The sequence below is a fragment of the Pseudomonas brenneri genome (genome assembly GCF_007858285.1).
In the GTDB taxonomy this organism is placed as follows: Bacteria; Pseudomonadota; Gammaproteobacteria; order Pseudomonadales; family Pseudomonadaceae; genus Aquipseudomonas; species Aquipseudomonas brenneri.
This window is the reverse complement of the sequence record NZ_VFIL01000002.1, coordinates 478,007-504,263: the sequence shown is the minus strand read 5'-3', so window position 1 is coordinate 504,263 and position 26,257 is coordinate 478,007. Positions and strand designations below refer to the sequence as shown.

General features: G+C 59.3%; 21 protein-coding genes and 2 tRNA genes. 10 read left to right on the top strand and 13 right to left on the bottom strand.

Features of this window, described 5'->3' with window-relative positions:
- Nucleotides 1-205 precede the first annotated feature (205 nt).
- The 5 genes from FJD34_RS28195 to colR form a co-directional block, all read right to left on the bottom strand.
- Nucleotides 206-433 (bottom strand): hypothetical protein, encoded by a 228-nt coding sequence (locus FJD34_RS28195; protein ID WP_032862428.1) that lies wholly within the window; start codon nt 431-433, stop codon nt 206-208.
- Entirely contained in the window at nt 433-1,149 is a 717-nt protein-coding gene (locus FJD34_RS05590; RefSeq protein ID WP_032862426.1) for a lipopolysaccharide kinase InaA family protein, read from the bottom strand. Before FJD34_RS05590 ends, FJD34_RS28195 begins: the two co-directional genes overlap by 1 nt.
- A gap of 4 nt (nt 1,150-1,153) precedes the next feature.
- Entirely contained in the window at nt 1,154-1,834 is a 681-nt protein-coding gene (locus FJD34_RS05585; protein WP_032862425.1) for a class I SAM-dependent methyltransferase, read from the bottom strand.
- A gap of 189 nt (nt 1,835-2,023) precedes the next feature.
- Entirely contained in the window at nt 2,024-3,304 is a 1,281-nt protein-coding gene (locus tag FJD34_RS05580; protein ID WP_032862424.1) for a sensor histidine kinase, read from the bottom strand.
- Nucleotides 3,294-3,977: a two-component system response regulator ColR gene (gene colR / locus FJD34_RS05575; RefSeq protein WP_029295378.1), complete on the bottom strand. Its 684-nt coding sequence runs from the start codon at nt 3,975-3,977 to the stop codon at nt 3,294-3,296. Before colR ends, FJD34_RS05580 begins: the two co-directional genes overlap by 11 nt.
- Before the next feature lie 201 nt (nt 3,978-4,178).
- Here colR and FJD34_RS05570 point away from each other — a divergent pair, with 201 nt between their 5' ends.
- Nucleotides 4,179-6,116, top strand: coding sequence for an LTA synthase family protein (locus FJD34_RS05570; RefSeq protein WP_090291864.1), 1,938 nt, complete (start codon nt 4,179-4,181; stop codon nt 6,114-6,116).
- A gap of 164 nt (nt 6,117-6,280) precedes the next feature.
- On the opposite strand, the gene groL is transcribed toward FJD34_RS05570, so the two are convergent.
- The 4 genes from groL to FJD34_RS05550 all read right to left on the bottom strand — a co-directional run bounded on the left by groL (nt 6,281) and on the right by FJD34_RS05550 (nt 9,792).
- Complete coding sequence (gene groL / locus FJD34_RS05565; RefSeq protein WP_032862422.1) at nt 6,281-7,924, bottom strand: chaperonin GroEL; 1,644 nt, start codon at nt 7,922-7,924, stop codon at nt 6,281-6,283.
- A gap of 49 nt (nt 7,925-7,973) precedes the next feature.
- A complete protein-coding gene (locus FJD34_RS05560; RefSeq protein ID WP_017846112.1) occupies nt 7,974-8,270 on the bottom strand; it encodes a co-chaperone GroES in 297 nt (98 codons plus the stop codon).
- A 247-nt stretch (nt 8,271-8,517) separates the two neighbouring features.
- Nucleotides 8,518-8,994 carry an FxsA family protein gene (locus FJD34_RS05555; RefSeq protein WP_090291867.1) on the bottom strand — a complete coding sequence of 159 codons (477 nt, stop codon included), beginning with the start codon at nt 8,992-8,994 and terminating at the stop codon, nt 8,518-8,520.
- Nucleotides 8,995-9,060: 66 nt separating this feature from the next.
- Nucleotides 9,061-9,792, bottom strand: a complete 732-nt coding sequence (locus FJD34_RS05550) for a HugZ family pyridoxamine 5'-phosphate oxidase (RefSeq protein WP_032862418.1) — start codon at nt 9,790-9,792, stop codon at nt 9,061-9,063.
- 75 nt (nt 9,793-9,867) lie between these two features.
- On the opposite strand from FJD34_RS05550, the gene FJD34_RS05545 reads away from it, so the two are divergent.
- On the top strand, nt 9,868-10,626 hold the full coding sequence (locus FJD34_RS05545; protein WP_065943984.1) for an SDR family oxidoreductase: 759 nt from the start codon (nt 9,868-9,870) through the stop codon (nt 10,624-10,626).
- A 138-nt stretch (nt 10,627-10,764) separates the two neighbouring features.
- Here FJD34_RS05545 and FJD34_RS05540 read toward each other — a convergent pair whose 3' ends face one another.
- Nucleotides 10,765-11,772 (bottom strand): DUF481 domain-containing protein, encoded by a 1,008-nt coding sequence (locus FJD34_RS05540; protein ID WP_065943983.1) that lies wholly within the window; start codon nt 11,770-11,772, stop codon nt 10,765-10,767.
- Between the two features lie 165 nt (nt 11,773-11,937).
- Here FJD34_RS05540 and FJD34_RS05535 point away from each other — a divergent pair, with 165 nt between their 5' ends.
- From FJD34_RS05535 to FJD34_RS05520, 4 genes are all read left to right on the top strand, one after another.
- A complete protein-coding gene (locus FJD34_RS05535; RefSeq protein WP_032862415.1) occupies nt 11,938-12,291 on the top strand; it encodes an MGMT family protein in 354 nt (117 codons plus the stop codon).
- 43 nt (nt 12,292-12,334) lie between these two features.
- Complete coding sequence (locus tag FJD34_RS05530; RefSeq protein WP_032862414.1) at nt 12,335-13,867, top strand: AmpG family muropeptide MFS transporter; 1,533 nt, start codon at nt 12,335-12,337, stop codon at nt 13,865-13,867.
- A gap of 135 nt (nt 13,868-14,002) precedes the next feature.
- Complete coding sequence (locus FJD34_RS05525; RefSeq protein WP_032862413.1) at nt 14,003-15,718, top strand: proline--tRNA ligase; 1,716 nt, start codon at nt 14,003-14,005, stop codon at nt 15,716-15,718.
- 20 nt (nt 15,719-15,738) lie between these two features.
- Nucleotides 15,739-16,692, top strand: coding sequence for a hypothetical protein (locus FJD34_RS05520; RefSeq protein WP_032862412.1), 954 nt, complete (start codon nt 15,739-15,741; stop codon nt 16,690-16,692).
- A gap of 28 nt (nt 16,693-16,720) precedes the next feature.
- Here FJD34_RS05520 and dinB read toward each other — a convergent pair whose 3' ends face one another.
- Entirely contained in the window at nt 16,721-17,779 is a 1,059-nt protein-coding gene (gene dinB, locus FJD34_RS05515; RefSeq protein ID WP_032862411.1) for a DNA polymerase IV, read from the bottom strand.
- A gap of 289 nt (nt 17,780-18,068) precedes the next feature.
- Between dinB and FJD34_RS05510 the strand changes: the two genes are divergently transcribed.
- From FJD34_RS05510 to FJD34_RS05495, 4 genes are all read left to right on the top strand, one after another.
- Nucleotides 18,069-18,145 (top strand) — tRNA-Met (locus FJD34_RS05510).
- Between the two features lie 270 nt (nt 18,146-18,415).
- Nucleotides 18,416-18,492 (top strand) — tRNA-Met (locus tag FJD34_RS05505).
- A gap of 279 nt (nt 18,493-18,771) precedes the next feature.
- The gene (gene mprF, locus FJD34_RS05500) at nt 18,772-21,414 is read left to right on the top strand and encodes a bifunctional lysylphosphatidylglycerol flippase/synthetase MprF (RefSeq protein WP_090291869.1); all 2,643 of its coding nucleotides are present in this window, start codon (nt 18,772-18,774) and stop codon (nt 21,412-21,414) included.
- Nucleotides 21,414-22,694: a virulence factor family protein gene (locus tag FJD34_RS05495; RefSeq protein ID WP_090291872.1), complete on the top strand. Its 1,281-nt coding sequence runs from the start codon at nt 21,414-21,416 to the stop codon at nt 22,692-22,694. Before mprF ends, FJD34_RS05495 begins: the two co-directional genes overlap by 1 nt.
- A gap of 146 nt (nt 22,695-22,840) precedes the next feature.
- On the opposite strand, the gene FJD34_RS05490 is transcribed toward FJD34_RS05495, so the two are convergent.
- Nucleotides 22,841-24,115, bottom strand: coding sequence for an amidohydrolase family protein (locus FJD34_RS05490; protein ID WP_146552182.1), 1,275 nt, complete (start codon nt 24,113-24,115; stop codon nt 22,841-22,843).
- Nucleotides 24,116-24,301: 186 nt separating this feature from the next.
- Nucleotides 24,302-26,203 (bottom strand): potassium transporter Kup, encoded by a 1,902-nt coding sequence (locus FJD34_RS05485; protein ID WP_032862406.1) that lies wholly within the window; start codon nt 26,201-26,203, stop codon nt 24,302-24,304.
- Between the last annotated feature and the right edge of the window lie 54 nt (nt 26,204-26,257).

Genomic DNA, 26,257 nt, shown 5'->3' with positions numbered 1-26,257 from the left:
CGCCAGTCAGTTAAGCCTTTTTGTAGGAGCGAGCTTGCTCGCGAAGAACTCGAGAGCACCGCGTTTACCTAGCAAACACGCGTTATCGTTGACGTCCTTCGCGAGCAAGAACTAGGCGTCCCCCTCGCTCCTACAGAAAGCAGAATCCGCTTAACTGACTGGCATTACCCGCACTGCGAGGCCTTTTATAAGGACATCAATCTCTTCAACTCGCAGGCCTCATCCCTTGGGACAACCCAAACATAAACAGCAACAGCTGATGATCAGGCTGAGTCACCCCCGCGGCCTTGGCGATCCGCGGCAACGGGCATTGCCCGCCACTGTGCTCCGCGCTGAGGACTTCTGTACGAGGCTGCTCCCAGGTAGCCAGGGCCAGGGAAGCGATGCCCAAGGCCCCCAACAGAAACAAACCTCGTGCTATTTCTAGCTTCATTAGGTTAAACCCTTGATAGCGCTGCCAAACGCCGTTTCGTAAAAGTAGCTGAGTTTTTGCCAGTCGGCGGCATTCCACGACGAATGGCGACGTAATTGCTGCATATCATGGGCAGCGGCGCGCCGGGCGGTCAGGCGTTGGCGGCATTTCTCTAGATCCAGCAGCGCCACTTCGACCGTGGCCTCCTCGCCCTCCCCGCAGACCCGCACAAAGATATGCTTGCTGTACAGGCAGCCATGCTGCCAGCGGCCCTTATGCATACGTGCCAGGGTTTGCGCCAGCTCCTGGAGTAGGCGCTCGTGTACCCGTTCACCGTATTGTTCGCGGCCACCTGCGGCGTACCAGTTGTCGATTTCGTCGAAGCCATCCAGGGACGCCGTCACCAGCAAGGCAGTCCATTGATATTCGGGATCACGGCGGGCCCCACAGAACACCAGTTCCGGGACGCCTACATTCAGCAAGCGCAGGCCCCTGAGCGCATCACGCTCACGTAGCACCGTCGGCCGCCCAAAGGGATGCAACCAACTGCGGTAGGTATGGCCCGTCTGGCGTTTGCTGTAGAGCAAACGCCCATTGGTACCGATCACCCGCTGTACACCGCTTTCGCCACCCCGACGTCGATTGGGTTCCTCGACCCACTCGCCCTGCTGCCGCCAAAAATAATCAAACCGTTCTTCAGGTGCTACGTGACTGCCTGCTACGTACTCAACGGCCATCCTGCTACCTCTTGCGCAATACATACACTCGCCACATGGCGTACAGCGGTATGAAGTCCAGATATTCCTGGACGCGGAAACCTGCTTGCTCAAACTCAGCTTCAACAGTAGCAGCCGGTAACACAAATCGATTTCGGTAACTCTCCTGCTCACTTTTGTTGCGGCGCTGCACTTCCAGGCGCTTGCGCTTCCAGGCCTTGAAATTGCCATCCACCCACAACGAAATGATCACGCTATCGCGGGTAACTCGTTGAAACTCCTTCAATATCGCCATTCGGTGCGCAGGCTCGCCGATGTGGTGCAACAGGCGCATGCAAAAAATGCTGTCCACTGCGTTATCTGGCAAATCGATATCAAAGGCTGATGTCTGCAAGGGCCGTACCTGCTTGACCACTTCAGCCGGTTGCGCGCCCATGGCGATGTTCAACATGGACTCGGAATTGTCCGCACCGATAATGATCCGGTTGGGTTTTTCAGCCAGCAGCGGCCAGAAACGCCCGGCACCGCACGGCAAATCCAATACCAGGCCCGGCTCGCCGGCCATCGCCAGCGCACCACGGGCCAGTTGCTCGTCACGTTTGTGAGATAGCCGGCGTGCCAGGGTGTCCTGATGTTTAAGCAAGTATTCCTGAGCGTGCTGGTTGTCGTACTTTTCGGAAAATTCAAGCTTGATCGGGGTAGCCATCAACGGGTCTCCTGGACTGATGCCTACAACCTTAAGCAGTCGCACGTCATCCGAAGGTCAACCCTTTGTGAAAAAAACGTCCCGTCCAACCGTAAAGAATTACAAAGTTTTACAGGGAAAAAGCATGGCATGAAGCCATCTTCGCCGAACAGGAGAGAGTCTGCCCCAAGAACAGGGGCAGGAAAGGCATCAGGGTTTGCCGAGGCTCAATTCAACATGGAAGCGACAGCCACTGGGTTCCATGGTGCTGAGACTGACCACCCAGCCTTGGCTCTCGCAGATGCGCTGGACCAGGGACAACCCCAGGCCCAGGCCGTCACCGCGCTTTTCGTTACCGCGCACAAACGGCTCGAACATCGCCTCACGCTTGTCTTCGGGGATCCCCACACCGCTGTCCTCCACCACAAAGCCCGTCGGCTCCAGGGTCAGGCGGATAAACCCATGTTCGGTGTAATGCAGGGCATTGCGCAGCAGGTTGCCCATGACTGCATGCAAGAAGGTGGCGTTGTAGCGGGTATCGAGTGGGTTACCCGGCTGGTAGAACAACTCGATGCCCTTGCGCTCGATCGGGTCGCGCCAGATCCCCAGCAAGCCCTCCGCAACCTCGGACAGGCTGATCTGGGGCGACATCGTGGTGTCGTCATGCTGGGCACGGGCCAGCATCAGGAAGGTCTGCACCAGCTCGCGCATCTCCTCGCAGGCCCGGGCGATCCGCTCGACCTGTTTGCGCCCCCGTGAATCAATAGCCGGGTTTTCCAACAGCAGTTCGCAGGAGCTGGCCAACACCATCAAGGGCGTACGCAACTCATGGCTGACGTCGCTGGTGAACAAACGCTCACGGGTCAGGGCCTGGCGCAGACGGCCCAGGGTCGCGTCGAAGGCCACCGCCAGTTCGCCGACTTCGTCAGCCGCGTAGTCCGGGGCCAACGGCGGGGCCAAGCCCAACAACTGGTCACGATGCCGTACCTGGCGCGCCAGGCGCACCACGGGGGCCATCACCTTGCGGGCCAGGACCCAGCCCAGGAATACCGCCAGCGCCAGACTGAGAACAAACCCCACCAGCACCACCGCAAACAGCACGCGCTCGCGCTCTTCGAAATCGCTCTGGTCTTGCAGCAGGACATAGCGGCGACCGTCGACGATCTCGACCATGGCATGGTAGGAAAGCTCTTCGCGAAACACCTCATGAAAGCCCGCGTCCAGATGCCGCAAGTCCTTGGGCAATTCAAAATCGCCAGGTCCGCCGCTGAAGTAGAACAATTGGTCCGGCTCGGGGCGGTGACGCCAGTCTTCGACACTGTCCATCAACAGCAGGCGTTGCAGGTCGCCGCCCAGGCCCGCCGAAATCAATTTTTCTTCCACCAGGTGTACCGTGGCGACGATGCCCATGGCGAAGGCCCCCGCCACCAGCGCGCTCATCAGCGCAAAGGCGATGATGATCCGCTGGGCAAGGCTTTGCTTAAACTCCATCACGGCCCTCGGCCAAGCGATAACCCACGCCATGCACGGTTTGCAGCAGCGGCTTGGCGAATGGCTTGTCGATCACCTGGCGCAGTTGGTGGACGTGGCTGCGCAAGCTGTCGCTGTCCGGGCAATCATCGCCCCACAGGGCCTCTTCCAGCACTTCGCGGCGCAGGACGTGAGGGCTTTTCTGCATCAACACCGCGAGCAACTTCAGGCCGACCGGGTTGAGCTTGAGCAGGCGCCCTTCACGGGTCACTTCCAGGGTATCGAGGTCGTAGGACAGATCGCCAACTTGCAGCTCTCGCCGACCACCACCCTGGGCGCGGCGCAGCACGGCTTCGATGCGTGCGGCCAGTTCCGACAGGGCAAATGGCTTGAGCAGGTAGTCGTCGGCACCCGACTTGAAGCCTTGCAGGCGGTCATCCAATTGATCGCGGGCAGTGAGCATGATCACCGGCGTATCGCGGCGCGCATCTTCACGCAGGCGTTTGCACAGGGTGTAGCCATCAATGCCGGGCAGCATGATATCGAGCACGATCAGGTCGTAATGCTCGGTGGCGGCCAGGTGCAGGCCCGACAAACCGTCCTGCGCACAGTCCACGGTATAACCCTTGAGCCCCAGGTAATCCGCCAGGTTGGCCAGAATATCGCGGTTGTCTTCAACCAATAAAATTCGCATGGGCAGTGTCTCCGTACGCGGTAACGGCCGTGTTGGCTCGCGCAGCTTACGGCCAAGTATGGCTTATCGCTAGACCTGAACGGGCAACCGATTACTGTTTTCAACCGATTAACCTGCTTAACGAGTTTTTCACTATAGGTTCACAAGCTGACCACAGTGCCGGGGCGAATATCGCCGCCCATCGCTCTCAGGAATACAGACATGGGCCTGCCCAAGACTGCGCCAATGCGCTTTTTGCTACTGCTGACCAGCACCTGGCTGGTCATTTTTCTGCTGACCCGCAGCCTACTGCTCATCACCCACCTGGATGAGGTCAGCGGCAACCTGCTGCCGGTGTTCGGCGTGGGCCTGCTTTACGACCTGGGTTTCCTGGCCTATGCCGCACTGCCCCTGGGCCTGTACCTGCTGCTATGCCCACCGGCTTTATGGCGGCGACGCGGCCATCGCTGGTTCCTGCAAGGTGTACTGACCGTCAGCCTGTTCGCCATGCTGTTCACATCCGTGGCCGAATGGTTGTTCTGGGATGAGTTCGGTGTGCGCTTCAACTTTATTGCCGTGGATTACCTGGTGTATTCCGATGAAGTGTTGAACAACCTGCTGGAGTCCTACCCGATCGGCAAACTGCTGGGCCTGTTGGCAATCCTGGCGATTGTCTTGAGCCTGGCCTTGCGCAAACTGTTCAACGCAGCACTCGACTCGCCTCTGCCGGCCATGCGTGGACGCCTGCTCAATGCCCTGGGATTGCTGGTGGTTGCCGGCCTGAGCCTGCAATTGATTAGCCAGGACAGTCCACGAACCCAAGGCGGCAACGCCTATAACAACGAACTGGCCAGCAACGGCCCATACCAATTCTTCGCGGCGTTCCGCAACAATGAACTGGACTACAGCCAGCTCTACAAAAGCCTGCCGGCCGACGTCGTGGCCCGCCAGCTACGCGCCGAACTCAGCGAACCGAATGCGCGCTTTATCGGCAGCGACCCACTGGATATCCGCCGCGCCATCGACAACCCCGGCACCCTGCGCAAACCCAATATCGTGCTAGTGACCATCGAAAGCTTCAGCGCCAAATACATGGGCAGCAATGGCGATGAGCGCAACCTGACGCCCAACCTCGATGCCTTGCGCAAACAGAGCCTGTACTTCAATAACTTCTACGCCACCGGCACCCGAACCGACCGGGGCCTGGAGGCTATCACCCTGGCTATTCCACCCACACCGGGCCGCTCTATCGTCAAGCGCATTGGCCGGGAGAGCGGCTTTGCCAGCCTGGGCCAACAGCTGAGCGCCATCGGCTATGACAGCGTGTTTGTCTACGGTGGCCGTGGCTATTTCGACAATATGAATGCATTTTTCAGTGGCAATGGTTACCGAGTGGTGGACCAGAGCAGCGTCGCGGAAGCAGACATCAGCTTCAAAAATGCCTGGGGCATGGCCGATGAAGATCTCTACAGGCAAACCCTGAAGCTGGCCGACGCCGACTACGCCAAGCGGCAGCCGTTCCTGCTGCAACTGATGACAACTTCCAACCATCGGCCTTATACCTATCCTGACGGTCGGATCGATATCAAGTCCGGCAACGGTCGCGATGGCGCAGTGAAGTACACCGACCATGCCATCGGCCAGTTCCTGGAAGCTGCACGCCAGAAACCGTGGTTCGATAACACGATCTTTATATTCGTCGCCGACCACACCGCCGGCAGCGCAGGCAAGGAAGACCTGCCCATCAGCAACTACCAGATTCCGTTGTTCATCTATGCGCCGAAGTTGATTGAGGCCCGTGAAAGTGCACAACTGGCCAGCCAGATCGACCTCGCCCCGACACTCCTGGGCCTGTTGAACCTGAGCTATGAATCGACGTTTTTCGGGCGCAATCTGCTGCAGGACAACCCTCTGCCACCTCGCGTGGTGGTCGGCAACTATCAGCACCTGGGCTTGTTTGACGGTACCAACCTGGCAATCCTCAGCCCTCGCCAAGGCCTGCGCCGCCATGACCAGGCCCTGGGTGAAAGCCAGGAATCCAGGAGCAACAGTGATGATCCGTTGATTCAGCGCGCGATCACTTACTACCAGGCGGCCAGTTATGACTTCAAGCAACACTTGCTGAACTGGAAGTTACACAAGAACGCGGCAGCCCTGTAGGAGCGAGCTTGCTCGCGAAGAACCTGAGGGCGATGCGTTTGTTCATGGTGAACGCATTATCGTTGACGTTCTTCGCGAGCAAGCTCGCTCCTACACAAGGCACATAAAAAAGCCCCGCCAGCATGACGCTGGCGGGGCTTTTTCAGTACAGGGGTAAGGCTGGCTTACATCATGCCGCCCATGCCACCCATGCCGCCCATGTCTGGCATACCGCCGCCAGCGCCTTCAGCCTTCGGCTTGTCAGCAATCGCAACTTCGGTGGTCAGCAGCAGACCAGCAATCGAAGCGGCTGCCTGCAACGCCGAACGGGTCACCTTGGTTGGGTCCAGGATACCCATTTCAACCATGTCGCCGTATTCGCTGGTTGCAGCGTTGTAACCGTAGTTACCTTTACCGTTCTTCACTTCGTTGACCACAACACTTGGCTCGTCGCCGCTGTTGGAAGCGATCTGGCGCAGTGGGGATTCAACGGCGCGACGCAGTACAGCAATACCGACGTTCTGGTCAGCATTGTCGCCTTTGAGGTTAACCAAGGCTTCCAGCGCACGGATCAGCGCAACGCCACCGCCAGGTACCACGCCTTCTTCGACGGCTGCGCGGGTTGCGTGCAGGGCGTCTTCAACGCGGGCTTTCTTCTCTTTCATTTCAACTTCGGAACCAGCGCCAACCTTGATTACTGCTACGCCGCCAGACAGCTTGGCCAGGCGCTCTTGCAGTTTTTCACGGTCGTAGTCCGAGGAAGTTTCGGCAACCTGGGCGCGGATCTGGTTGATACGCGACTGGATGTCGCCTTCAACGCCAGCACCGTCAACGATGATGGTGTTTTCCTTGGAGATGGTCACGCGCTTGGCGCTACCCAGGTTTTCCAGGGTGGCACTTTCCAGGCTCAGGCCGATCTCTTCGGAGATAACGGTACCGCCGGTCAATACGGCGATGTCCTGCAGCATGGCCTTGCGACGGTCGCCGAAGCCCGGAGCCTTGACGGCTGCGACTTTAACGATACCGCGCATGTTGTTCACAACCAGAGTCGCCAGGGCTTCGCCTTCGACGTCTTCGGAAACGATCAGCAGTGGGCGACCGGCTTTGGCAACGGCTTCCAGCACTGGCAGCATTTCACGGATGTTCGAGATCTTTTTGTCGACCAGCAGGATCAGCGGGCTTTCCAGCTCGGCAACCATGGTTTCTGGCTTGTTGACGAAGTACGGGGACAGGTAGCCACGGTCGAACTGCATGCCTTCTACAACCGACAGTTCGTTTTCCAGGCCAGTGCCTTCTTCAACGGTGATCACGCCTTCTTTACCGACTTTTTCCATGGCTTCGGCAATGATGTCGCCGATGGAGCTGTCGGAGTTGGCAGAGATGGTACCGACCTGAGCGATGGCCTTGGTGTCAGCACATGGCTTGGACAGGTTTTTCAGCTCAGCAACAACGGCGATGGTCGCCTTGTCGATGCCGCGCTTGAGGTCCATTGGGTTCATGCCGGCAGCGACGGCTTTCAGGCCTTCGTTGACGATCGACTGAGCCAGTACGGTGGCGGTGGTAGTACCGTCGCCTGCGTCATCGTTGGCACGGGAGGCAACGTCTTTGACCAGCTGCGCGCCCATGTTTTCGAAACGGTCTTCGAGTTCGATTTCTTTTGCTACAGAAACGCCGTCCTTGGTGATGGTCGGAGCGCCGAAGCTCTTCTCGATGATCACGTTACGGCCTTTCGGGCCCAGGGTCGCTTTTACTGCGTCAGCCAGGATGTTGACACCGGTGAGCATTTTCTTACGGGCGGAATCGCCGAATTTAACTTCTTTAGCAGCCATGATCGATATTCCTTAAATACTTTGTAGTAACGGGAAAATGAGCGGGAAATCAGCCTTCCAGTACAGCGAGAATCTCGTTCTCAGCCATGACCAGCAGGTCTTCGCCGTCAACTTTCACAGTGTTGCTGCCGGAGTAAGGACCGAATACAACCTTGTCACCGACTTTGACGGCCAGCGCACGCACCTCACCGTTTTCCAGAGTCTTGCCTGGGCCTGCAGCGACGATCACACCGTGGTTGGCTTTTTCAGCAGCCGAACCTGGCAGAACGATACCGCCAGCGGTTTTCTTTTCTTCTTCGCTGCGACGGATAACGACGCGGTCGTGCAGAGGACGAAGCTTGCTCATTGTCGATCTCTCCTAATTGTAAGTTTCATCGGCCGGTATCAGTACCGGCTGGTTGTATTCCGGCGGGGCCGGTCGCGGTTCGCCAAGCGAAACGCGGAAGTCTGTCTGGTGTCGCCACCAGAAACCTTGCGGTGACCGTTACATAAGGGCGTATATGCTTATTACAAGGGCCACAGGTGAAATTTTTTGTGTCTGGCGAGCCCTTGAAAACGCCACGGCACCCGAAGATGCCGCGCCAGGGTAAGCGTCACTTGGAGTCGCGGTGCTCGAACTCGCCTTCGATCACATCACCTTCACGCCCCAGCGGCTGGCGAGGTGCCGGGCCGCCTCGGGGTTGCAGGTCATCGGCAAAGGCGCGCTGGCGGATTGCCGCTTCTTCGGCTCGCTGGCGCATCTTGCCTGCCAGCAGTCGACGGGTGAATGGCAACAGCAGGATCAGGCCCAGCACGTCACTGACAAAACCAGGCACGATCAGCAGGCCGCCGGCCAAGGCCATCATCAGGCCTTCAAGCATGGTCTGGGCTGGCAGTTCGCCACGATTCAAGCTTTCACGGGCACGCAGTGCAGTGGCCAGACCGGCGATACGCAGCACGAACACGCCGAGCATCGAGCCGAGAATGATCAGCAGCAGCGCCGGGAAAAACCCGATAGCACTACTGACCTTGACGAATACGAACAGCTCCAACACCGGGAACAGCAGAAAGAGCAATAAAAAAGGGCGCATCAAATGGTTCCTCAACGCAAGAATGTCTTGCTACCAGACCTTAGATGACGTCGCCCTTTCGTGAATTCAAGCTTCGGTCGTGGCTTTTTTCGGCCAAGCCTCGGCGTGAGCCAGGAAAACCAAGGCCTCGCGCACTTGTGTCGGCGTGTTGCAAGTCGCCGCAAAAGGCAGCCAGTGAAGGCCCTGGCCAATACGCAGGTGCATGCCTTCGCTGTCGATACCGGCCAGTTGCGCCGCCTCGAATGTCGGCAGGCCGGCCAATTCGACATAGTGGGCAATGGCCTTGGTGTGATCGCTGTTCATGTGCTCGATCATGCTCAGTTCAGCCTTGCCGGCGAACGGGTTGGCCAGGGTCAGTTGATCGACCCAGTGGATCGCGCCAAAACCGCCGATGTAGCGATGACGCACCGGCTTGAGCACCCAGAAATCAAAGTCATGGGCCTTGTGGTAGTTCGCCGAATCCGGGAAATACCGGTAGTAACGCTCGGCGGCTGCGGCAATGGCCGCCTCGTCGTCGAGCTTTTCAGCCTCGGCCAGGTAAGTCAGGCGCCCCACGGCCTGCACGTCATCAGCCTCGCGCTCACCCACCAGCAACGAGCACTTGGGATCTTTTTGCAGGTTATGGGTGTGCTGGGCGATACGGCTGATCAGGATCAGCGGCCGGCCCTCTGCGTCCAGGCAGTAAGGCACTACCGAACCAAAGGGAAAACCGGGCATGGCCTTGGAGTGCGTGGCGAGCGCCCCACGGTATTCCTTGAGCAGTAGTTCTCGGGCATTCTTGGCAACGTGGACGCTCAACTTATGACTCCTTCGATAAGATCCGTCACAAAACGGACTTGGACAACCGCTTAAATCTGCTCACAGGACATGCGAATGCATCTCAACGACAAAGTAATCATTATCACCGGCGGTTGCCAGGGTTTGGGCCGCTCCATGGCCGAGTATTTTGCAAGCAAAGGTGCCCACCTGGCGCTGGTGGACCTCAATCAGGAAAAACTCGATGCCGCAGTGGCTGCATGCCAGTCCCATGGGGTCATGGCACGCAGCTATCTATGCAACGTGGCAGATGAAGAACAGGTCACTCATACCGTGGCACAGATCGCCGATGATTTTGGTGCGATCCACGGTTTGATCAACAACGCAGGGATCCTGCGCGACGGTTTGCTGCTCAAGGTCAAGGATGGCGAGATGACCAAGATGAGCCTCGCCCAGTGGCAGGCGGTGATCGACGTCAACCTGACCGGCGTGTTCCTGTGCACCCGCGAAGTGGCGGCGAAGATGGTGGAATTGAAGAACCAGGGCGCCATTATCAACATCTCGTCGATTTCCCGGGCGGGCAATGTGGGCCAGACCAACTATTCGGCGGCCAAGGCCGGTGTGGCCGCAGCCACAGTGACCTGGGCCAGGGAACTGGCGCGTTATGGCATCCGTGTGGCGGGAATTGCGCCAGGCTTTATCGAAACCGAGATGACCTTGGGCATGAAACCCGAGGCGTTGGAGAAGATGACGGCGGGGATCCCACTCAAGCGCATGGGCCGGCCGGAAGAGATCGCCCATTCAGCGGCGTATATCTTCGAGAACGACTATTACACCGGGCGCATCCTGGAATTGGATGGCGGCTTGCGGTTGTAACTGACACCGCACACTCTAATGTGGGAGCGGGCTTGCTCGCGAATGCGGTGTATCAGTCAGTACATTTGATACTGGCATACCGCATTCGCGAGCAAGCCCGCTCCCACATTTTGGTCCGCATTTCACGCCGTAACTGCGTTACCAGGTCACGCCAAAACCTGCGGTGTAGCGGGTCTTGCTCAGGTTGCTGTCCGCACTGCCGCTGATGATGTCGCGCTCGGCCTTGAGGTTGAGCGAGGCCCATTCAGTGACCTTATATCGCAGGCCCATTTCCGCATCGAGGGCGTAGTCAGCCGGGCCAGCCAGGGGTTTGCCCACTTCGCCGTTGGTGAAGAACTCCACGGTCTTGCCGACCAGGTAGCGGTTGTAATCCCACTTCATCGCCAGGGAATAGAAGTTGTCCTTGCCGCCGTCCTGGTATTCATAATCGGTGCGGTTGAGCAGCGAACCCAGGGAGAAAGCGCCCAACTCATCGTCCCAGAACTGATAACCCGGGCCGGTACCGATGGTGCGCTGGCGGCGCAGGTCTTCGACCTTGTCGTGCTTGTAGGTCAGGCGCCCCTGCCAGAACCACTGATCGGTGATAAAGCGATCCAGCGCGTACTCGGCGCTCCAGTTATCGGTGGTGACCACATCGTTCTGGAATTCGCGGTTGTATTCGCCTTCGGCAATATGACGCCATTTGCCATGACGGGCGGAGGTCTTGAAGTCGATGTCATAGTCGTCGGTGTCTTTTTCCGCACGCTTGTAGTCCAGCGCCACATCGACATTGCCTTTCCACACCAGATCCTCGATCACAGGCTTGGGCTTGATGATCTGCTGGATGCTGGCCAACTCCACGGTCTTGGGGGCTTCCCCATTGGCCAGGACCACCTTGCCATCTTCGGCCGCCTGCAGGGATTTGGCTTTTTCGCCACTGTAGGCATCTTGCTTGACCAGCAGCTCCTGGTCGCTTTCCAGGGTTTTCACCTGCTTCCAGTCCACCGGGATCGCGCCCGCGTATTCGGTCTGGATCAGCAGCTTGCCGCCGTCGAAAACCTTGATCTTGCCCGTCAGGCGATCACCGTTTTTCAACCAGACCGTATCGGCCAGCACAGGGGTAGATGCAGTAAAAACAGCGAGGCATAGCAAGGTTCTGGACAACATAAGCGATTACGGGGCTCAAGTTTGGCGAAAAAAGGGGCATTATCGGCGTAGCGCAAGTCTTAGCAAGGACTGACTCAAGGTTTTCTATTGAGTTCAATTCTCATCGCCATTTTTACAGACGTTTCTTACATATCCACGACTAATTTCAACCGAGCCGCCTGAACAGTGAACGAGCCCGCCGACACTCCACAAAACCCGGCCGAAATGCGCCGTACCGCGCTGTACCTGACCTTGGCCCAAGTGCCCGAAGGGTGTGTGGTGAGTTACGGCGAGCTGGCGCACCTGGCCGGGTTGGGGCGTGCCGCACGCTTCGTCGGCCGCACGCTGAGCCAGCTTCCCGACGGTTCGAAGTTGCCCTGGCACCGGGTGGTCGCCGCCGGCGGTCGGATAAGTCTGCCAGTGGGTAGCGCTTCGGGCGACGAGCAACGTGCGCGTTTGCGCAGCGAAGGTGTCAGTATCCTGAACAATCGCGTTGATATTCAGCGCCATGGCTGGCGTCCGGTAGAGCACAGCGGTTAGAGTGCGCGCTTTGTTTCCGTAAATCTGAGGCAGACTCCAGCCCATGCCCCGTAAAACCTGGCGCGCCGCGCTCGCTGCCTATGCCAGCCCCTCGACGTTAGTGCTGCTACTGCTCGGCTTTGCCGCCGGTCTGCCTTACATGTTGGTGTTTTCGACGCTCTCGGTCTGGTTGCGTGAAGCCGGTGTGGCACGCGAGACCATTGGCTATGCGAGCCTGATCGGCCTGGCGTATGCGTTCAAGTGGGTCTGGTCGCCACTGCTGGACCAATGGCGCCTGCCGCTATTGGGCAAGCTGGGGCGTCGTCGTTCCTGGCTGGTGCTGTCCCAATCCCTGGTGATTCTCGGCTTGATCGGCATGGGCTTCTGCGACCCGCAGAAACACCTGTCCTGGCTGATCGCCATTGCCGTTATCGTCGCATTCGCCTCCGCCACCCAAGACATCGCGGTGGACGCCTATCGCCTGGAAATCGCCGATGACAGCCGCCAGGCTGCCCTGGCCGCCAGCTACATGTCCGGCTATCGCATCGCCGCCCTGCTGGCCACGGCGGGCGCGCTGTTCTTTGCCGAAGGTTTTGGCTCCACCGGCTTCAACTATAAGCACTCGGCGTGGACTGGCACGTATGTGCTGTTCGGGGTGCTGATGATCCCTGCCCTGCTCACCAGTTTTTTCATGCGTGAGCCCGATGTGCCGCTGCGCACCCAGTTGCAGGCCGGGCGCTATACGTTTGCCCACCAACTGATGTCGGTATTTGTGCTGATCATCTTGTTGGTGTCGGTACCGGCGATGTTCACCCAGTTGTACAACACCGACTTTGCCAGCGTGCTGTTCGAAGGCGTGAGCCTGCTCGACCTGCTGCTGGAAGACCGCGCATTCCTGCGCGCGATCCTCTATATCATCCTCACCGCCCTGTGCCTCTCGGCCATGGGTCGCCGGGGCCTGGCGCCGGTGCTGACGCCGGTCAACGACTTTATCCTGCGCTACCGCTGGCAGGCTCTGCTGCTGCTGGGGCTGATCGCTACCTACCGCATGTCGGACACGGTGATGGGCGTGATGGCCAACGTGTTCTATATCGACCAGGGGTTCACCAAGGACCAGATCGCCAGCGTCAGCAAGATCTTCGGCCTGATCATGACCCTGGTCGGTGCCGGCATGGGCGGCCTGTTGATCGTGCGGTTCGGCATCCTGCCGATCCTGTTTATCGGCGGCATCACCTCGGCCGGCACCAACCTGCTGTTCCTGATGCTCGCCGGCATGGGCGCCGACCTGCAGATGCTGATCTTCACCATCTCCCTGGACAACTTCAGCTCGGGCCTGGCGACTTCGGCCTTTGTCGCCTACCTGTCGAGCCTGACCAACCTGAAGTTCTCCGCCACCCAATACGCGCTGCTCAGCTCGATCATGCTGCTGTTACCGCGGCTGATCGGCGGCTACTCGGGGGTCATGGTGGAAAAGTTCGGCTATCACAACTTCTTCCTGATCACCGCACTGCTCGGCGTGCCGACGCTGCTGCTGATTGCCTTGCATTGGTACCAGGAAAGCCGGCGGATCCGTTTGAATCCCCCCGAAGAAGACTGACACCTGCTGGGGTAGGCTTGTGTGGGAGCCAGTGCCCCACAGAAATCCCTTCACCACCTGATGCCTGTACTCTGGCGGCGACCGCCCGTACAATCCCAGGTCACTTCAAGTCCAAGCAACCGACAACGGCCTACCATGCGTACCAGTCAATATTTGCTCGCCACACAGAAAGAAACGCCTTCCGATGCGGTCGTGATCAGCCACCAGCTGATGCTGCGCGCCGGCATGATCCGCAAACTGGCCTCTGGCCTGTACACCTGGCTGCCCATGGGCTTGAAGGTGATGCGCAAGGTCGAAGCGATCGTTCGCGAAGAAATGAACGCCGCCGGCTCTCTGGAAGTATTGATGCCGAGCACTCAGCCGGCTGAACTGTGGCAGGAATCCGGGCGCTGGGAAGAGTACGGCCCTGAGTTGCTGCGCTTCAAGGATCGTCATGGCCGCGACTTCTGCGCTGGCCCGACCCATGAAGAAGTGATCACCGACCTGATGCGCAACGAGTTGAGCAGCTACAAACAGCTGCCCCTCAACCTCTATCAGATCCAGACCAAGTTCCGTGACGAAATCCGCCCACGCTTCGGCTTGATGCGTGGCCGCGAGTTCATCATGAAGGACGCCTATTCGTTTCATGCCGACCAGCCTTCGCTGCAAGTCACCTATGACCGCATGCACCAGGCCTATTGCAACGTGTTCACCCGCCTGGGCCTGAAATTCCGCCCGGTCGAAGCGGACAACGGTTCCATCGGCGGCGCGGGCTCCCATGAGTTCCACGTACTGGCAGAGTCTGGCGAAGATGACATCATCTTCAGCAACGGTTCCGACTACGCGGCCAACATCGAGAAAGCCGAAGCCGTGCCACGGGAAACTTCCCGTCCTGCACCGGCTGAAGAGCTGCGCCTGGTCGACACCCCAGACACCAAGACCATCGCGGCCCTGGTCGAGAAATTCAATCTGCCGATTGAAAAGACCATCAAAACCCTGATCGTGCATGCCGAAGAAGAAGGCAAGCTGATCGCCCTGGTTATCCGTGGCGACCACGAGCTCAACGAGATCAAGGCTGCCCAGCAACCTGGCGTCGCCAGCCCGCTGGTCATGGCCTCGGACGCCGAGCTGCGTGACGCCATTGGCGCCGGCGCCGGCTCCCTGGGCCCGCTGAACCTGCCACTGCCGATCATCATCGACCGTTCCGTCGCGCTGATGAGCGACTTCGGCATCGGTGCCAATATCGACGACAAGCACTACTTCGGCGTCAACTGGGAACGTGACCTGCCGGTACCGACCGTGGCCGACCTGCGCAACGTGGTTGCCGGTGATCCAAGCCCGGATGGCAAGGGCACCCTGGAAATCAAGCGCGGTATCGAAGTGGGGCACATCTTCCAGCTGGGCAACAAGTACAGCAAGGCGATGAAGTGCGAAGTGCTGGGCGAAAACGGCAAGCCGGTGACCCTGGAAATGGGCTGCTACGGCATTGGTGTTTCCCGCGTGGTGGCGGCTGCCATCGAGCAGAACCACGACGACAAAGGCATTATCTGGAGCGACACCCTGGCGCCGTTCCAGATCGCCCTGGTACCGCTGCGCTACGAAACCGAGCAGGTTCGCGAAGCCACCGACAAACTGTATGCCGAACTGACGGCCGCCGGTTTCGAAGTGCTGCTGGATGATCGCGACAAAAAAACCAGCCCGGGCATCAAGTTTGCCGACATGGAACTGATTGGCATCCCTCACCGGATCGTGGTCAGTGACCGCGGCCTGGCCGATGGCAATCTGGAATACAAGAGCCGGACCGAAGCCGAAGCCCAACCGTTGCCGGTGGCTGACGTACTGCCCTTCCTTCAGGCGCGTATTCGTCGCTGAAAACCAGATCAAGAGAAGTCATGTTCAAGCGAAACACCAAAGCCCTGGGGGGCGCCGCCTTGTGCGGCGCCCTGCTGGTCAGCGGCTGCGCCAATCAGATGTCGCAGCGTAGCGAACACGAGGAACGGATCGAGCGCAAATTGCTCGACCACAGCCTGCAGATTGATGTCGGCGACCCCAAAGTGCTCGAACTGCCGCAACGCCGCGTGCGCATTCATGAACAGCGGACTTTCGAAGTCACTGAGTTTGAAGTCACGCGCCACTATGATCGCTATACGCCCTACCAGCCCTGGCGCGAACTCTATGAGATCCCGCTGGGTGCCGTGGCAGTCGTGGCGGGCGCCGGGGCCAACGTGGCGAACATCTTTGCCCTGGGCAACCTGCCAGACAGCATGACCCATGACTGGATCAGCTACGGCGTGGCCGGGCTCAACCCGTTCATGAACGTGCAGTCCCATGGCCGGGCGCAACAGAACCTGGCAGGTATCGATGAAGTCCAGCGCGACCGACGCCTGGAATACACCAGCCTGCCGTGGAGCGAGCGACCGGTGCAAGTAAAGGCCGGCAAGCAGACCCACGAGATGACCACCGACCGCAACGGTGTCCTGCGCCTGAACCTGTTGGACAGCCCGTTTGCCGAACAGGACCTGAGCCAGGTCCGCACCTTGCGGATCAGCATTGAAGATGCCCAGGACGATGTGCATTCGGACTCGTCCCTGGCCATCAGCAGCACCCTGCGCGGCAAACTGCTGGAAGCCCACGGCTTGATCTACGACGACCTGGAGGATGACGAAGTCAGCCAATGGGTGCATCGGGTCAAGCGCTTGTCGGAACTGGGACTGGAAGAAGAAGCCAGCGAATTGGAACAGAGCCTGATTGAACTGACACGCAATGATCCCGAATTGCAGCAGGAATTTCTCAAGGCACTGACCAAGGATGGCGGCCGGCTGGTGGCGGATCCCGGCATCCGCTGACCCTCTGTAGAAGCCGGCTTGCCGGTTCCTACAGGGACAGCTCCAACTGTTCATTGCCCAGGCTCAAGTCCAGCAGCCGCACACCAATCCCCAGCAACCGCACCGGTTTACCACCGCGATTGAACGCCTGGGTCAGCAACTGTCGATAACTCTCCAGGTCCCGCCCCGCTCCCGCCTGCTCCAGCGTCGTTTGGGTAAAGTCATGGAACTTCACTTTGACAAACGGTTTACCCGGGCGATAACTGCTGTCGATACGCTGCATCCGCCCTGCCAGGGTCTCCATCAGTTCTGGGAGTTTTTCCAGGCAACTGGGCAAGTCCGGTAGATCGACATCGTAGGTATTTTCCACACTGATCGATTGCCGGCGGCTGTCGTTGTGTACCGCACGATCATCAATCCCACGCGCCAAACTCCATAACCGCTCACCAAAACTGCCGAATTCGCGCACCAGCGCCAGCTTGTTCCACTCGCGCAATTGCAGGCAATCTTCAATCCCCAGGCGCGCCAGCTTGTCGGCGGTAACCTTGCCGACACCATGCAACTTGCTCACCGGCAACTGCGATACGAAGTCTTCCACCTGGTCAGGGGTGATCACAAACAGCCCATTGGGCTTTTTCCAGTCACTGGCGATCTTGGCCAGGAACTTGTTGGGGGCCACCCCGGCAGACACCGTGATGTGCAACTGATTAGAGACCCGCCGGCGGATATCCTGGGCAATGCGCGTGGCGCTGCCGCCGAAATGCGCACAATCGGACACATCCAGGTAAGCCTCATCCAGCGACAGCGGCTCGATCAGATCGGTGTAGTCACGAAAAATCGTCTGGATTTCCTTCGAGGCTTCTTTATAGGCATCCATGCGCGGCTTGACGATGGTCAGGTCGGGACACAACTTCAATGCATGGCGTGAAGACATCGCCGACCGCACCCCGTAGGCCCGGGCCTCGTAGTTGCAGGTGGCGATCACCCCACGCCGATCCGCCGAGCCCCCGACCGCCAGGGGCTTTTGCGCCAGGCTCGGGTTATCCCGCATTTCAATGGCCGCGTAGAAGCAATCACAGTCGACATGGATGATTTTGCGCTGCGTCATATAGAGAGGCGTAATCGGGACATAAAGTAGACGGATCGCCAGTATCGCACTCACACCTGTATATAGCACCAGTACTTTGAATCATCTGACAAAGTGGCAGGAAAAAACCTCATTGAATTTGTTTTCTCAATCGAAGAGCCTCCCCCAATAGAGCTGAAGGCCACAGCCAGACTGGGCCGAAGCTCCTTTTCCAGCGCCCTTGGAGAGCTAACCAATTGAAGCACAAGCGCTTTTCTTTGAATCAACGGTTGACACACCGCCATTCCTCTGTAGAATGCCGACACACAGACGCGGGATGGAGCAGTCTGGTAGCTCGTCGGGCTCATAACCCGAAGGTCGTCGGTTCAAATCCGGCTCCCGCAACCAAACATCAAAAAAGGCTACTCGAAAGAGTGGCCTTTTTTGTGCGCGCTGATTTCCTCCCCCCTGTAGGAGCGAGCTTGCTCGCGAAAAGCTCAAGGGTGCCGAGTTGATGCCGGGTGTCCGCGTTATCGTTGGCGCCCTTCGCGAGCAAGCTCGCTCCTACAGTGAAAACTCGTTTTCAATCGCGCACTTAGGCTGATTTGCAGTTATTTTGCACTTTATGTCATTAACGGTTGACACCTCGTCGTTGCGCTGTAGAATGCCGCCCACAGACGCGGGATGGAGCAGTCTGGTAGCTCGTCGGGCTCATAACCCGAAGGTCGTCGGTTCAAATCCGGCTCCCGCAACCAAACATCAAAAAAGGCTACTCGAAAGAGTGGCCTTTTTTGTGCCCGCTAAAAAAGTTCTTTTGAAACAATGGCATGGCATCTTTCATGAAACCGCGCATGGGTTTCGGAGTCCACCCATTTGCAGGCTATGCTCAAGTGTCGAGCACGCCCTTGCGCGACCAATGGACGCTGTCGCCGGCCCCGGCAATCCGCGTTACTATTTGTAATTATTTTGTACATAGGGATTGGTAACTTGGCTGGATACCCCCATCCTGTCGCGCACAATCCACGAGGTGATTGATGCGCGCCAATTCGTCTGAACCACAAGACACTGTCACAGCCACACAACCGATCGCCCCCGCCCGCCTGCGCTGGCTGGATCTGTTGAGCAAGTATCGTCAACCCATTGGGCTGGCAGTCACGTTGCTGCTGTTTGCAATTGCCCTGATCGCCTGCCGCCACCTGCTGCTTGAGCTGGATCTGTACGCCCTCCACGACTCGATCCTGGAAGTACCAAAACCCTCCTTGCTGGGCGCCTTCGCCGCCGCGATCGCCGGGTTCATCATTCTATTGGGCTACGAATTTTCCGGCGCGCGCTACGCCGGGGTAAAACTGCCGGCCAAGACTTTGGCCTACGGCGGCTTTACCGCGTTCGCCATTGGCAATGCGATCGGTCTGTCGATGCTGTCCGGTGGATCAGTGCGTTATCGCCTCTATGCACGGCACGGTATCGGGGCCTCGGAAGTGGCCCATATGACCGTGTTTGCCAGCCTGGCCCTGGGCTGCGCACTGCCGCCGCTCGCCGCACTGGCAACCTTGAGCAATCTGCCAGCCGCCTCCAACGCGCTGCACCTGCCGGCCACGCTGCTCGGCGGGATCGCGGGCGCAGTGCTGCTGCTCTCAGCCGCGCTATGCATCGGGATTTACCGCCGCCGCCTGCCAGAGCAGCCTTACCCCGACAACCTGCTGGTCAAGGTCGGCCGTCGTACCTTGCGCCTGCCTGGACGCCGCCTGACCTTTCTGCAACTGATCATCACCGCCCTGGACGTAGCTGCCGCAGCTACCGTTCTCTATATGCTGCTGCCGGAAGCCCCACCGTTTGGCCCGTTCCTGCTGGTGTACCTGCTGGCACTTGCAGCGGGTGTGCTCAGCCATGTGCCGGGCGGTGTCGGCGTGTTCGAAGCGATTCTGCTGGCCGCCTTTGCCGATAAGCTCGGCGCCGCACCACTGGCCGCCGCCCTGCTGCTGTACCGCATGATCTACGTGGTACTGCCGTTGTTGATCGCGTGCATCTTCCTGCTGATCAACGAAGCCCAGCGCCTGTTCCAGACCCAGCAGAGCCTGCGGGTGGCCTCGGGCCTCGCAGCACCGGTATTGGCCGTGCTGGTTTTTTTGTCCGGGGTGGTGCTGCTGTTCTCCGGCGCCACCCCGGAAATCGACTCGCGCCTGGAAAACATCGGCTTCCTGATCCCCCACCGCCTGATTGACGCCTCGCACTTTGGTGCCAGCCTGATCGGCGTGCTGTGCCTGTTGCTGGCCCAGGGCCTGCGCCGGCGCCTGTCGGCAGCCTGGATGCTGACCATGGTGCTGTTGCTGGTCGGCGCCCTGCTCTCACTGCTCAAAGGCTTCGATTGGGAAGAAGCCAGCCTGATGACCACAACCGCGGTGCTGCTGGCAATCTTCCGGCGCTCGTTCTACCGCGCCAGCCGCCTGACCGAGCTGCCCTTCTCGCCGCTGTACCTGGTGGCCAGCGTCTGTGTGCTGGGGGCCTCGATCTGGCTGCTGTTGTTTGCCTATCAGGATGTGCCTTACAGCCATCAACTGTGGTGGCAATTCACCCTCGACGCCAACGCCCCGCGTGGCCTGCGCTCACTGCTGGGGGCTGCCGTGCTGCTGGTGATCGTGTCGCTGACCTGGCTGCTGCGCACCGCACGCCCGGTGATCCACCTGCCGACCGCCGATGAACTGGAGCGCGCCACCAGGATCCTGATGGCCTCGTCGCAACCCGATGGTGGCCTGGCACTGACCGGCGACAAGGCCCTGCTGTTTCACCCCAACGATGAAGCGTTCCTGATGTATGCCCGGCGTGGCCGCAGCCTGGTGGCCCTGTACGACCCGATCGGTCCGACCCAGCCACGGGCCGAGATGATCTGGCAGTTCCGCGACCTCTGCGACATTCATCACGCCCGCCCGGTGTTCTACCAGGTGCGCGCAGAGAACCTGCCCTTCTATATGGACATCGGCCTGACCGCGATCAAGCTGGGTGAAGAAGCCCGGGTCGATCTCAAGCGCTTCGACCTGGAAGCCAAGGGCAAGGAGATGAAGGATTTACGCTACACCTGGAACCGCGGGACCCGAGACGGCCTATCCCTGGAGATTTTCGAACCGGGCCAGGCACCGATGGACGCGCTGAAAATCATCTCCGATGCCTGGCTCACCGGTAAGAACGTGCGCGAAAAAGGCTTCTCCCTGGGACGTTTCAGCGACGAATACCTCAAGCATTTTCGCATTGCGGTGATTCGCTTCGAAGGGCAGCCGGTGGCCTTCGCCAATCTGCTGGAGACCTACAGCCATGACCTGGCCAGTCTCGACCTGATGCGCGCGCACCCTGATGCGCCAAAGCTGACCATGGAGTTCATGATGGTTGGCTTGATCCAGCACTATAAAAGCCACAACTATGCACGCTTCAGCCTCGGCATGGTGCCGCTGTCGGGCCTGCAACCACGCCGTGGTGCACCGCTGACCCAGCGCCTGGGCTCGATGGTGTTCCGCCGTGGCGAGCAACTGTATAACTTCCAAGGTTTGCGCCGCTTCAAAGACAAGTTCCAGCCTGACTGGGAACCTCGTTACATGGCCGTGCCCGCAGGACTTGATCCGCTGGTGGCACTGGCCGATACCGCCGCCCTGATCGCGGGCGGCTTGACTGGATTGGTGAAACGCTGATGATTCGACGCTCCTGGCGGTATGTATTGGCAAGTCTGGTGGTGCTGGCCCTGATCCTCGGTGGCAGCTACTGGTACTGGAATCGCCCCGCCCCTCAACCGACCCTGGAACAACTGCCCCAGGCCGACGGCTCGACCATGACCCGTGTGACGCCTGGCACCACCACCAAGGCCCGCGTAGCGGTGGCCGTAATGGCCGATGCCAGCCTGAGCGACAGCCAACTGATTGCCCTGAGCAAGGGCAGCGCTGCGCAGATCGTGCAAGTGATCCTGCCCAAGGACGACTGCAAACTGCAGGAACAAGCCCTGCAAGCAGCACTAAGCCAGCTCAAAGGCCCGGCCACCCTGGTCAGCGGCATCGGCCCTGGCGCGGCACTCGCCTGGCGCTGGCTGGCGACGCAGAACGACGACAAGGCTAATGCCATCTCCGTGGGCTTCGCCCTGGTCCAGGAAGGTTGCAAAGACCCGCTGCCCAAGACCGCTGCCCACGGCAACTGGCTGGTGGCCTGGAACGATAACCCTGACGACGAAAGCGCCAGTTTCGTACGCGACACCCCGCGTGCCACCACCAGCATCAGCGACTACGACATCAACTACCCGCAGGTGCTGAACAACGAACTGCGCAAGCAACTGGTAGGTTCGGACAATGGCGGCCTGGCGATCCCGGTGGTTGAAGTACCCGCCGGCCAGGCCAAGGACACCGTGACCCTGTTCCTCTCTGGCGACGGCGGCTGGCGTGACCTGGACCGCGACGTGGCCGGCGAGATGGCCAAGATCGGTTATCCGGTGGTCGGCATCGACACCCTGCGCTACTACTGGCAGCACAAAAGCCCGGAGCAGAGCGCCAAGGACCTGACCGAGCTGATGCAGCACTATCGGCAGAAATGGGGCACCAAGCGCTTTGTGCTGACCGGCTATTCGTTCGGTGCCGATGTGTTGCCGGCCATCTACAACCGCCTGCCGGAAGCCGAGCAGCAGCGGGTCGACGCAATTATCCTGCTGGCCTTTGCCCGCACTGGCAGCTTTGAGATCGAAGTGGAAGGCTGGCTGGGCAATGCTGGCAAGGAAGCAGCCACTGGCCCGGAAATGGCCAAGCTGCCAGCCGCTAAAGTGGTGTGCATCTATGGCGAGGAAGAAGTCGACGAGAGTGGCTGCACCGACAAGACCGCCGTGGGTGAAGCCATGAAGCTACCGGGTGGCCATCACTTCGACGAAAACTACCCGGCACTGGCCAAGCGCCTGGTGGATATCATCGAGAAGCGCCAGGCCAAGGCCGAATAACTCCTGCTGAACTCGGTCAATGTGGGAGCTGGCTTGCCTGCGATAGCGGTGGACCAGTCCCTGCAGTTGATTGCATTGCAGATCAAATAGTGCGTGCGACAAAAAGCCCCCGCTGGCGCAAAGGCAACGGGGGCTTTTTGCAGGTTTCAGCGCACCGCTGCGGATGGTCCGGAAAGATCCCACACATCATCCTGCGCATGGCTGGCCTCCCAGGCTCGCACCTTACGCCGCGCGTCATCAAACAATCGCACATAGTTGCCGTAGCTGATTTTTTCCGCGACATCAGGCCGCAGCCGACTGAACAGCGGTCGCAGCAACTCGGGAAGTGCCAGGTATTGCTCGACCGTGAGACGCTGGCCAGGCACGACCTTATCCGGCAATTCAAGTGTGTTCTTGCTGAACATCACGGTGTCGGAGCCCCATAACACCCGGCTGCTGTACTGATTGAAAAAGCCGATCCACTCGTTGACGGGCGGCATGCCAGGCCCAGGGTGAATAATGTTTTCCTGGACCAGATCCCAAGAAATGTCCACCACCCATGCAGGACAGCTATCCAGGATCCGGGCAACGGTTTTCAAGTGGCTGGAAGTCGGCTTTACGTAGCGTCCCAGCCCAGTGTGGGCCCAGATCACCGAGGCCTTGGGCGCGGTACTGCACAAATGCTTCAGTGCAGCTTCGTAGGTCCTGCCAGGGAAAACATCTTCCACCGTGCCCTCATAATTGACCTCCGTCTGATACAGGTCGTTGTGCAGCGTCACCACCAGGCCGGTCTCCTCGGCCACCTTCAACACGTCTGCCAGGGACTGCGCATACAGCGACATCGTGCCTTTCTTATCGAGGTCGGGGGGCAGCGGCACGGTGGCAGTGCTGCGGATGGTCTCGCCGGCGATCTTGCGTGACACCAGTTCCTTATGCACCGTGAACTCACCGATACCGGCAAAAGCCCCCGGGAAGGTCAGCAGTACCCGCTTGATGTGCTGGGCCCCATAACGATCCATGGGGTTGAAGCCGGTAATCATGAGGTCCAATCGCCCCTGATCCGCCGCTGACAACTGCAGGTACTCCCGGGCATACATCGCGTCTGCGAAGGCGTAATAGTACAAGTCAGCCTTGGGGCCGATGTAGTAGTTGGCGCCATACAAACGGCCGGACGTATCCGTCACCTGATAGTTTTCAAAACTGTCCCAGCGCTGTTGCAACGGCAGCGGCATCACCACCGAACGGACCACGCTGGCCGATAAGTAATCCGACAACAATGACTTGAGTGAAACACCCTGATAGGCGTAATTGGAAGGATGGAAGTGTGAGTCGGCAAACTGCAGTGCCTGGGGAGCGACAGGAGGTGTATCAATGGTGCTGGACGAACAACCTACGACTAAAAGAGTGATGCCTGACACCAATCCTGAGAGTGCGCGCTTCATCTTTGGCTTTCCCTGTAGTGAGTTGATCCTTATGGGCCAGACGACAAACTTGGGTAAAAAGACGTTAGCACACCCCCCGGTTTCAACAGGCCGGATGTGAAAGGCAGTGACTTCACCGTACAAATCGACAGGCCAAAAAAAACCGCGATGGCATACAGCCCATCGCGGTTTTATTTTCAACCGGGTCTACATTTCTACTTGGGTCCCCAACTCAATCACCCGGTTTACCGGCAACTTGAAGAAGCGCAGGTTGCCGTTGGCGTTCTTCAGCATGAAGGCGAACAACCCTTCGCGCCAGCGCGCCATGCCTTCGAGCTTGGAGGCAATGACCGTCTCGCGGCTGAGGAAGTAGGTTGTGCGCATCGGGCTGAAGTCCAGGTCATCCAAGTGGCACAGCTTCAGGGCTTCGGGCACGTCCGGCTCGTCGGTAAAGCCAAAGTGCAAAATCACCCGGAAGAAGCCGTCACCATAAGCGTCCACCTCAAAGCGCCGCTGGGCCGGGACGCGCGGAATGTCCTCATAGATCACCGTCAGCAGCACCACCTGTTCGTGCAGCACCTGATTGTGCAACAGGTTATGCAGCAAGGCGTGGGGCACCGCGTCCGGGCGGGCGGTAAGGAACACCGCCGTACCCTGGACGCGATGGGGCGGCTGCACGCGAATGCTGCTGATAAAGATCGGCAGCGGCAGGCCGCCCTCGTCCAGGCGCTCCACCAGCAATTGCTTGCCGCGCTTCCAGGTGGTCATCAGCACAAACAGCACGATCCCCGCCAACACCGGGAACGCGCCACCCTGGACCACCTTCGGCACGTTGGCCGCAAAGAACAGGCCATCCACCAGCAAAAAGCCCAGCAACACAGGCACTGCCAATACCGGCGGCCACTTCCACAACAGCAGCATCACGGCGGAGACCAGGATGGTGGTCATCAGCATGGTCCCAGTCACCGCCACCCCGTAAGCCGAGGCCAGGGCGCCCGAAGACTCGAAGCCCAGCACCAGCAAGATCACTCCGACCATCAGCGACCAGTTCACCGCGCCAATGTAGATCTGGCCCTGTTCGGCGCTGGAGGTGTGCTGGATATGCATGCGCGGGATGTAGCCGAGCTGGATCGCCTGGCGTGTCAACGAGAACGCACCGGAAATCACCGCCTGGGAAGCGATCACCGTCGCCAGCGTGGACAAGCCCACCAGCGGCAACAGTGCCCAGCTTGGCGCCAACAGGTAGAACGGGTTGCGGGCGGCTTCGGGGTCGCCCAGCAACATCGCACCCTGGCCGAAATAGTTGAGCACCAGGGCTGGCAGCACCAGGATGAACCAGGCACGGGCAATGGGTTTGCGGCCGAAATGGCCCATGTCGGCATACAACGCCTCGGCACCAGTCAGCGCCAGCACCACGGCGCCGAGAATCGCCACGCCAATGCCCGGATGGACCATGAAGAAACGCACGCCCCACATCGGGTTCATCGCGTTGAGCACTTCGGGCCGCTGGATGATCCCGCAAACACCCAGGCCGCCCAATACCAGGAACCAGGTGACCATCACCGGCCCGAATAGCTTGCCGATACGGTCGGTGCCGTGTTTCTGGATCAGGAACAGTGCCACCAGCACCACCAGCGCCAAGGGCACGACCCAATGCTCCAGGCCGTCGAACGCCAGCTCCAGACCTTCGATGGCCGATAGCACCGAAATCGCCGGGGTGATCATGCTGTCACCATAGAACAGCGCCGCGCCGCACAGACCGCACACCACCAGGAAACTGCGCAATCGCGGGTGATTGCCTGCCGCTCGTCGGGCCAAGGCGGTGAGTGCCATGATGCCACCTTCACCCTGGTTGTCGGCGCGCAACACAAACAGCACGTATTTGATTGAAACCACCCAGATCAACGACCAAAAGATCAGCGCCAGGATCCCCAGCACGCCGTCATGATTGACCTGCACCCCATAATTGCCAGAAAACACCTCTTTAAGGGTGTAGAGCGGGCTGGTACCGATATCGCCATAGACGACCCCGACCGCCGCCACCAGCATACCAATCGGCTTTGCCGTGGAATGTTCGACGCCTGTTGCCTGACCACTTGCCTGACCCATCAACCGCTCCTGACCTTTTGACCTGAGGTCTTTTATAAACCGCACAGCTATACA